7 protein-coding genes are annotated in these 7772 nt (G+C 71.8%); 3 read left to right on the top strand and 4 right to left on the bottom strand.

The window, feature by feature from the left end; translation table 11 throughout:
• Positions 1–123: 123 nt before the first annotated feature.
• Both ABGB01_RS32155 and ABGB01_RS32150 read right to left on the bottom strand, forming a co-directional pair.
• Positions 124–1617, bottom strand: coding sequence for a sialidase family protein (locus ABGB01_RS32155; protein ID WP_347777249.1), 1494 nt, complete (start codon positions 1615–1617; stop codon positions 124–126).
• An 83-nt stretch (positions 1618–1700) separates the two neighbouring features.
• Positions 1701–2819 carry a globin domain-containing protein gene (locus ABGB01_RS32150; protein WP_347777248.1) on the bottom strand — a complete coding sequence of 373 codons (1119 nt, stop codon included), beginning with the start codon at positions 2817–2819 and terminating at the stop codon, positions 1701–1703.
• Positions 2820–3278: 459 nt separating this feature from the next.
• On the opposite strand from ABGB01_RS32150, the gene ABGB01_RS32145 reads away from it, so the two are divergent.
• The 3 genes from ABGB01_RS32145 to ABGB01_RS32135 are packed head-to-tail and all read left to right on the top strand — an operon-like array spanning position 3279 to position 5665.
• The gene (locus tag ABGB01_RS32145; protein WP_347777247.1) at positions 3279–3965 is read left to right on the top strand and encodes a gamma-glutamyl-gamma-aminobutyrate hydrolase family protein; all 687 of its coding nucleotides are present in this window, start codon (positions 3279–3281) and stop codon (positions 3963–3965) included.
• Positions 3966–3974: 9 nt separating this feature from the next.
• On the top strand, positions 3975–4889 hold the full coding sequence (locus tag ABGB01_RS32140) for an alpha/beta hydrolase (protein ID WP_347777246.1): 915 nt from the start codon (positions 3975–3977) through the stop codon (positions 4887–4889).
• Entirely contained in the window at positions 4886–5665 is a 780-nt protein-coding gene (locus ABGB01_RS32135) for an enoyl-CoA hydratase/isomerase family protein (RefSeq protein ID WP_347777245.1), read from the top strand. The genes ABGB01_RS32140 and ABGB01_RS32135 overlap by 4 nt, the downstream gene beginning before the upstream one ends.
• 285 nt (positions 5666–5950) lie before the next feature.
• Here the strand turns inward: ABGB01_RS32135 and ABGB01_RS32130 are convergent, their stop codons facing one another.
• Positions 5951–7132, bottom strand: coding sequence for an acyl-CoA dehydrogenase family protein (locus ABGB01_RS32130; RefSeq protein ID WP_347777244.1), 1182 nt, complete (start codon positions 7130–7132; stop codon positions 5951–5953).
• Positions 7133–7158: 26 nt separating this feature from the next.
• Positions 7159–7749: an SAM-dependent methyltransferase gene (locus ABGB01_RS32125; RefSeq protein ID WP_347645047.1), complete on the bottom strand. Its 591-nt coding sequence runs from the start codon at positions 7747–7749 to the stop codon at positions 7159–7161.
• Positions 7750–7772 lie beyond the last annotated feature (23 nt).

Raw genomic sequence — 7772 nt, 5'->3', positions numbered from 1 at the left:
GGTCCTCCCAACTCATCGTCGATCTTCACGTAGAGTGCGGTGAGAAGGGTCTCGATGTCGTTCGTCACAAAACGATCATGGAGGCCCTTCCCCTATGCACCGCAAGCCTTCGGACTTACTCGTCTAGCGGGCGGTGGCGGGCGGGGCCGGCGCTTCCTCGCCCGTCGCGATGGCCACCTCGACGGAGATCGGGGCCGGGCCTCCGCCCGTGATCGGCAGGCCGCCGGTGACGGTGTAGGTGCGCACGTCGTACGCCCCGCCCGAAGGCGGCGCCGCCACCGTGAAGGCCGGGTGGGCCCCACCGCCGGGGACGACCGAGGTGGAGATGTAGTCGCCCGCCATGCGGCCCTGCAGCGTGTCGGCGAACCAGTCCAGCGGCATCGCCCCGTGCAGCTCCTCAGGGGCCGCCCAGGTGGCCCCGCCGTTGGTGGAGGACGTGTAGCCGACCGTGAGCCTGCAGGTGGCGGCGGTGCAGGCGGCGTCGGGGTAGCGGTAGTAGGTGAGCGCGAGCCGTACCGCGCCGCCCGCGCTGGCGCGGTCGACGCCCAGGCCGGGCAGGAAGTGGTCGCCGCCGTCGCTGGTGGCCCGCATGACGCGGCTCCACTCCTCGCCGGTGGCGGACCTGCTCAGCACGATGTCGTTGCCGGAGCACCGGTACTGGAAGCGGCAGTCGTGCCAGGCGACGTACACGGCGCCGGTCGCGTCCGTCTCCGCCGACGGCAGCGGCGCCGCTCGCAGCCCGCCCGCGACCGTGTGCCGCCGCACCGCCGTGACCAGCACGCCGGGTTCCCAGCTCGCGCCGCCGTCGCTGGAGCGGATGGAGCGGATCTCGCCCTCGTCGCTCAGGTACGGCACCACCACGGCCCCGTCAGGCCGCACGACCGGTTGCCCGCCGAGCCCGTTCTCAGGGGTGGCGGTCACCGTCCAGGTGAGGCCGCCGTCGGAGGAACGCGCCATCGTGATCGCGTTGCCCGCGGCGTGGTCGTCGAAGGCCGCGTGGCAGTGGCCGTAGAAGGGGCTGGACGGGCTGTTGTCGCAGACGATCCAGCTCTTGTCCAGGTCCCCGCCGCCGTCCCCGCCGCCCCCGTCCCCGAGCCTGTCGCCGTCGCCCGCCGTGGCGACCGTGACGGGCGCGTCCCAGGTACGGCCGCCGTCGGCGGAGCGGCTGGCGAGCACCGCCGTCCCGGTGATCCCGCCCTGCTCCGACAGTGCCAGCGACGCGATCAGCCAGATCCGGTGCCGGGCGTCGTAGGCCACCGACGGGTCGCTGACCCGGTCGTGGGAGCCGCCGCCGAACGTGGTGATCCCGGGCAGCACCCCCTTCGTCCAGGTGCCGCCGTTGTCGGGCGAGGCGGCGAACGCGATGCCGGTGGCGCCGCCGTCGAAGAACCGGCCCGACTGGTGCGCGGTCACGAGGGCCGAGCCCCACTGGAAGGTGTCGGGCCCGGCCTGTGTGCCGTGCCGGCTGGTGGCGTTGGCGTACGCGTCGGACCCGATCTCCGTCAGCGGGACCGCCGCGGCGGCGGGCGAGGAGGACGTGAGCAGGAGGGTCGCGGCGACGGCGGCCGGTACGGACAGGAGCCCGCCGATTCCTCGGCGCCTGGCGGGGGATGGCACAGTCCACCTCCACTTGGCGTGTCAGTTCCAGCTGGCACCGTTCCGCCGCCGTTGTCAACCTCCTGATCGCCGATCGGGCCCCCTCATCGTTCCGCGTGCACGACGTCGCGGTGGATCCGCGACAGGGGCACGCCGTCGCGCTGCAGGCAGCGGACCGTCTCGTCCACCATGGGCGAGGGGCCGCAGACGTACACGTCGTGCTCGGTCCAGCAGCGTAAGCGCCGGGTGACCTCGGGCAGGTGGCCGCGCATCCCGTCGTACGACGGCTGGTCCGAGACCACGGGCACGACCCGCAGCCATGGGAAGGCCGACTCCATCCTGATCAGGTCGGGCAGGTCGTACAGCTCGCCGGCGGTGCGGGCGCCGTGCAGCAGGTGGATGGAGGGCCGCCGGCCGGAGGCGATGAGGGACTCGACGATCGCCTTCAGCGGTGCCAGGCCCGTGCCGCCCGCCACGCACAGCACGTCGCGCACGCTCTGCTCGCGCGGTGTCATCGTGCCCATCGGCGGCCCCAGCATGACCGTGTCGCCGACGCGCGTGTGCCTGGCCAGGGTCGTCGACACCCAGCCGCCGGGCACCGAGCGCACGTGCAGGCTGATCGTGTTGTCCTGGCGCGGCGCGTTGGCGATGGAGAACGTGCGCCACACGCGGGGCCAGCGCGCCGTCTGCACGGTGACGTACTGGCCGGACGTGTACGGCAACCGCTGCGCGGGCCGCAACGTGATGACCGCGATGTCCTGGTGGCGCAGCTCGTGGCCGACCACCTCGGCCAGCCACCAGGCGGGCGAGACCCCCGCGTCGGCCTCGGCCGAGGCGATCATCATCTTGGCGGCGGCCGCGTACGCCGCCACCCATGCCTCCTCGATCTCGGGGCTCCAGACCTCGGCGGCGAAGCGGCGGACCGTGGCGAGCAGTGCCTTGCCCACGGCCGCGTAGTGCTCGGCGACCACGCCGTACTTGCGGTGGTCCCTGCCCAGCTGGCCGAGGAACGCCGCCATGCTTTCCGGGCTGTCCAGGCTCCACACGATCCTGGTCAGCGCGCTGAACAACCGGTCGCGCTGGACGTCCAGAGCCGGCGGGAACATGCCTCGCAGGTGTGGATTCTCAGCGAACAGCCGGCCGTAGAAGTAGGCGGTGGCCTGCTCGGCCACCGGCTCGATGACGGAGAAACTCTCCTTGACCAGGCGCGGATTCAACGACATATTCCCACTCCACTTGTGACCGGAAACGCATTCCGGTCTTGCCGTTCACCTCCCTGACGGTTCCGGGTGATGAGCGCACGTCCCTCCCCGGCACTTCTGCTGCGCTCGCAAATGAGTCTTACACCACCGATGACGCGTCACAACCATTTCCCTCCAATAAGGTGCGAAGCAGAATCTTGTGCAGGGCTGGCCGTACGATATTTCTCGGTTTTTCGGACAATAATCGTGAATAAAAGTCGCATTCATGTGATGGGGCGAGCCGGATGCGCCATCCGGGCGTCCCGGCGCCTCGCCGCGAGCACGGGCCCGTCGAGCGTCCGGGGGCGTGGGAGGCACGTGGCGGGAGGGGATCTTGGGGAGGGGTGACATATCGGAAAGGCTGTGCGCCATGATGGGCATGTAGCCGTCACCTCGACCGGCTGGTGGCCGAACGAACTCCACCATGCCCCTGGAGATCGCATGTCCCGTCCGCTGATCGGTATCACCGCCTACTTCGAGGCCGCCCGCTGGAGTGACTGGGTGCGGGAGGCCGTGCTCTCGCCGCCCTCCTACGCCAAGGCGGTCGACCGGGCCGGGGGCGCGCCCGTGGTGCTCCCGCCGCTCGGCCTGCACGCCGTCGACGACTACGTACGCGGCCTGCGGGGGGTGGTCCTGGCCGGAGGGGTCGAGGTGGACGCCTCCGCCTACAACGGAGAGCACGACGACCGCGTCCCCGAGGGGCAGCCGCACCGCGACCGCTTCGAACTGGCCCTGGCCAGGGCGGCGGTCAAGGCCGACGTGCCGATCCTGGCCATCGCCAGGGGCATGCACGTGCTCAACGTCGCCCAGGGCGGCACGCTGATCCCGTGGTTGCCCGACGTGCTCGGCAACCACCATCACGCCGAGCCGGGCAAGCCCCACACGCTCCAGGTCAGCGTGTCCAGCAAGCTCGGCAAGGCGATCGGCGACCAGGTCGAGGTCGTCGCGCCGCACCACCAGTCCGTCCGCCGCCTCGGCACCGGGCTGCTCGCCGTGGCCTGGGCCGACGACCAGATCGTCGAGGGCATCGAGGTGCAGGGCCACAGGTTCGGCGTGGGCGTGCAATGGCATCCCGAGCGCGATCTCGAGGACCGGCTCTTCGATGCGTTCATGGAGGCGGCCCGATAGGCTTCGATCATGCCGCTGCACCCTCAGTCGCGGGACTACATCGCCGTCCATCCGTCGGATCTGGGCGCCGATCCGGCCATGCTCGACCTGGCCGGGATCCAGGAGTTGCGCGCACATGACGGCCTGGCGGCCCAGCGCGGTCCGCTCACCAAGCTGCCGTTCGTCCGCGACGAGCGCGCCGAGGGCGTGCCGATCCGGATCTACCGCGCCGACCCCGGCGACGACCGGCTGCCGGTCGTGGTCTATTTCCACGGGGGCGGGTGGGTCCTCGGCAGCGTCAAGCGCAACGACGCGTTGGCTCGCGACCTGGCCATCCGCACCGGCGCGGTGGTCGTGTCCGTCGACTACCGGCTGGCCCCCGAGCACGCCTTCCCTGCCGCCGCCGACGACGCGTGGACGGTCGTGCGCGACATCTTCGCCAGGCCCGCCTTCTATCAGAGCAACGGCCGCGTGGCCGTCGTCGGCGACAGCGCGGGCGGCAACCTGGCGGCCGTCGCCGCATGGCAGGCCCGCGACGCCGGGCTCCGGCTGGCCCACCAGGTGCTCGTCTATCCCGTGCTCGACGCGGCGATGCGGACGCCCAGCTACACGGAGTTCGCCAAGGGCTTCGGGCTGGAGGCCGAGGAGATGGCGTGGTTCGCCCGCCAGTACGCCCCAGACGCCGACCCGGCCGACCCGCGGCTGTCCCCGCTGTGCCTGCCCGACGTCGCCGGCCTGGCGCCCGCCACCATCGTGACGGCCGAATACGACGTGCTCCGCGACGAGGGCGAGAGCTACGCCCGGCGCCTGACGGACGCGGGCGTGCCGGTCGGGCTGCGCAGGTTCGACGGCGCGGTGCACAACTTCTTCGGCCTGCCCGGCCTGTTCGACCAGGCGGGCGAGGCCCGCGACCACATCGCGGGGCGGCTGCGAGAGGCGCTGTGACCTACACCAAGCTGAAGATCGACACCCCGGCCGACGGCGTGCTGCGGGTCACGATCAGCGAGCCGGGCCGGCTCAACGCCGTCGACGCCGCCGCCCACCGCGAGCTGGGCGAGATCTGGCGCGACGCCGACCGCGACGACGGCGTCAGAGCCGTGCTCGTCCGGGGAGAGGGCACGGCGTTCTCCGCCGGCGGCGACCTGTCCATGATCGAGGAGATGACCCGCGACCACGCCACCAGGCTGCGCGTCTTCGCCGAGGCCCGCGACATCGTCTACAACGTCCTCAACTGCTCCAAGCCGATCGTCTCGGCCATCCAGGGTCCCGCCGTCGGCGCCGGGCTCGCCGTCGCGCTCCTGGCCGACATCTCCGTCGCCGGGCGCACCGCTCGGATCATCGACGGTCACACGAGGCTCGGCGTCGCCGCGGGCGACCACGCCGCGATCGTCTGGCCGTTGCTGTGCGGGCTGGCCAAGGCGAAATACCACCTGCTGCTGTGCGAGCCCGTGACGGGCGAGCAGGCCGAGCGGATGGGGCTGGTCAGCCTCTGCGTCGACGACGACCAGGTGCACGACAGGGCGATGGAGATCGCGGAACGCCTCGCCGCCGGCGCCCAGGAGGCGATCAGGCTGACGAAATACTCGCTCAACAACTGGCTGCGCCTGGCGGGGCCGTCGTTCGACGCCTCCCTCGCCATGGAGTTCCTCGGCTTCACCGGGCCCGACGTGACCGAGGGCGTGCGCGCCCTGCGGGAGAAGCGGCCGCCGTCGTTCGGCTGAGGGCCGGGTGTGCTTGCCGCCCGCGCGGGTAGGCGCAGCCTCAAGGTCGACCAGATGACCGCGCCGGCACCGGCGGGCACTGTTCGCCGAGGCCGAGAACGTCGCCCCGGCGGACGCGGAGCCGAAAGCCTCGCAGGGCGTCCGGCGCACGCCGTACGACACGAAGGGGGAGAGCTGCGCGGCGATGGCCCAGTGGACGAGCAGGGCGGACGAGCGGGGCGAACGCGCCAGAACGGGCGGGCGTCGGCGCTCCACGCTCAGCGGCCGGCCCGACCGGCCCGGCCGCTAGAAGCTGCGGGGGAGTCCGAGCACCTGGGTCGCGAGGTAGTTGAGCAGGAGCTCCTCGGTCACAGGTGCCACCTTCGCGATCCTGGCGTCGGTCAGCAGCCTGGCGACCGGATACTCGTGGGAATAGGCCATCCCGCCGTGCGTCTGGAACGCCGCGTCGGCCGCCTCCCAGGCCGCCTGTGACGCCGTGAGCTTGGCGATGTTGGCCTCGGTGCCGCACGGCAGCCGCCGGTCGAAGCACCACGCCGCCTTGTAGATCATCAACCTGGCCAGCTCGATCTTGGCCTTCACCTGCGCCAGCGGGAAGGAGATGGCCTGGTTGGCGCCGATCGGCCGGCCGAACACCTCTCGCTCCCTGGCATAGTCGACGGCCACCCGCAGCCCGACCTCAGCCGTGCCGAGCGCCGAGGCGGCCAGCAGCACCCGCTCGGGGTTGAGGATGTCCCACAACACCGCCACGCCCTGGTCCACCTCACCGACCACGTTGGAGGCGGGCACCCGCAGATCGTCGATGAACACCATGTTCGACGGCGTCGTGTTCGCGCCCATCTTGGGGATCGGCCGGTAGGACAGGCCTCCGGCGGCGACCGCTTCGGGCACGTTCACCAGCAGCACCGTCAGCCCGTGGCTGCGCGGACGCGCTTCGGCGGCCGGGACCGTCCTGGTCACCAGCAACATCCAGGTGGCCCGCTGCACGCCGGTGATCCAGATCTTCTGCCCGTTGACCACGAAATCCCCGCCGTCGCGCCGGGCCGACGTGGTGATCGCCAGCGAGTTGGATCCGGCGTCCGGCTCGGTCAGCGCGAAGCAGGTCTCGACCTCGCCCGTGGCCAGCCCGGGCAGCAGTTTCGCCCGTTGCCCGGCGCTGCCGTGCCGGTCGATCGTGAGCGCGCCGAAGCCGGGGGTCAGCACGTACGTGAACGCCGACCCGCCCGCCGCGCCCGACGCCGAGAGCGTCTCCGTGGCCACCGCCAGCTCCAGCAGCCCCTGCCCGCCGCCGCCGTGCTCCTCCGGCACCGCCAGGCCCAGCCAGCCGCCCTTGGCCAGCTCGTCCCAGACCTCCTCAGGCCAGCGCTTGTCGCTCTCGCACCGCTGCCAGTAGGCGAGGTCGTATCGCGAGCAGATGGCGCCGATGCCCCGCTGGACGGCGAGGGCGCTCTCGGGAAGGGTGAAGTCCATCACGCCATCGTAGAATCATGTTCTGATCAGGGTCGAGGCCGCCGCGCGTGGAAGACGAAGGCCGGGGGAGGGTTGCGCCACACCGTACGCCCCGGCACGACCTCCTCGAAGCGCTCGGCCAGCAGCGCACGGAAGCGCCGCGCCGAGCTGAGCGGGATGGCGTGCACGTAGGAGAACGTGGTGAACGCCGCCACCGGGCTCATCGCCGACGTCACCGCACCGAGCAGGTCACGCTGCGTCTCCTCGGGGAACGCCGCCCACGGCAGCCCGCTGACCACCACGTCCGCCTGCCGCAGCCCTCGCTCGCGCAGCAACTCGCCGAGCCGGGCCGCGTCGGCGTGCGCCACGTCCACGGTGGGGAAGCGCTCGGCGAGCAGCTGCGCCATCAGGTCGTTGACCTCGACGGCGAGGTGGTGGCCCCGCCCGGCGAGCCGCTGCTGGATCTCCGCGGTGAACGGGCCGGTGCCGGGTCCCAGCTCCACCACGGTCGGCTCGCCGCGCTCGGGGATCGGCGCGCAGACGTTCGCCGCCAGCCGGCGCGAACTCGGGGCGACCGCGCCGATCTTGGAGGGGGCGCGCAGGAACTGGCCAAGGAAGAGTGCGCTGTCGTTCGACATGGCACGACTTTATGGGCAGGATC

The organism is Nonomuraea sp. B5E05, assembly GCF_039880665.1.
In the GTDB taxonomy this organism is placed as follows: domain Bacteria; phylum Actinomycetota; class Actinomycetes; order Streptosporangiales; family Streptosporangiaceae; genus Nonomuraea.
This window is presented reverse-complemented; position numbering and strand designations above follow the sequence as displayed.